The organism is Moorena sp. SIO2C4 (genome assembly GCF_010672485.1).
Classification (GTDB): Bacteria; Cyanobacteriota; Cyanobacteriia; order Cyanobacteriales; family Coleofasciculaceae; genus Moorena; species Moorena producens.
This window is the reverse complement of sequence record NZ_JAAHGN010001561.1, coordinates 1-1,101: the sequence shown is the minus strand read 5'-3', so window position 1 is coordinate 1,101 and position 1,101 is coordinate 1. Positions and strand designations below refer to the sequence as shown.

1 protein-coding gene is annotated in these 1,101 nt (G+C 39.5%); it reads left to right on the top strand.

The features are described 5' to 3' along the window. Positions 1–257 precede the first annotated feature (257 nt). Positions 258–806, top strand: a complete 549-nt coding sequence (locus F6K20_RS39500) for an NUDIX hydrolase (protein ID WP_008187228.1) — start codon at positions 258–260, stop codon at positions 804–806. The last annotated feature ends 295 nt before the right edge of the window (positions 807–1,101 follow it).

Below are 1,101 nucleotides of genomic sequence, written 5' to 3'. Positions count from 1 at the left end.
TGTAGCTTGTTCGCGTAGCGTGGCCTATTGGCCAAGGTTATACTCTACTAGGACGATGGTGAGGAATAGGTGTGCCCGATCATCTGCCGCCTATAAGGTGTAACCTATAACCTACAACCTACAACCTGTAACCTTCAACCTGTAACCTTCAACCTTCAACCTTCAACCTGTAACCTTAAACCTCTAAATCAACCGGTAACCTTAAACCTTTATCCTTCATACTTTAACTTATAGTTTTGTAATTATTCAGTAATTTAATGATTTCAATAAAGCCATGGAAAACCCTTAAATCAAAGTTGGTTTTTGACAACCAATGGTGTCGAGTCAGGCAAGATGAAGTGGAATTACCCAGTGGTCAAGTTGTTGATGACTACTTCATTAATGTTAGACCGGATATTGTGCTGATCATGGCAATTACATGCGATCGCAATGTTGTTTTTGTCCGTCAATATCGCCATGGAGTGGGAGAAATTTTATTGGAACTCCCTGGGGGTGGTTTCAACTCAATGGAAGAAGATAGTATAAAAGCAGCTGCTAGGGAATTAGAAGAAGAGACTGGTTATGTTTCCGAGCATATGGTTTCCTTAGCAACTTTATATGATAATCCGGTAAAAGATACCAATAAAATTAATTTAATTATGGCGCAAGAAGCTCAACCATCGGGTACTCAAAATCTAGATATTACCGAAGAGGTTGAAATTTTTTTGGTACCTGTAGACGAGGTTATGAAAAAAATTGAACAAGGAGAAATTTGTGTTTCTGGAACAATTGCTGCTTTGTTTTTAGGCTTGAAATTTTTGTCGTAAATTAGTAAGAATTAAGCTATCAGCTGTCTGCTGATAGCTTAATTCTTACTTGGGTGCAGCGCTATGGAATCACGAATCACCCAAATCCCTAAGAGTCTTCAGAGTCTGGTTCCATCGGCTTCCCTAAATCAAAAATAATAATAAATTCAGCATCGGGCATCAGTCGTTATAAGCTATGACTTATAGGTTCGCTCCCTAGAACCGGTGCAGGTTTTTAGCGATTGAGTGCTCACCAACCATTGACTGACAACGACATTTCCCAAATCCTGTTACCTAACCCCCCTGATCCGCATAA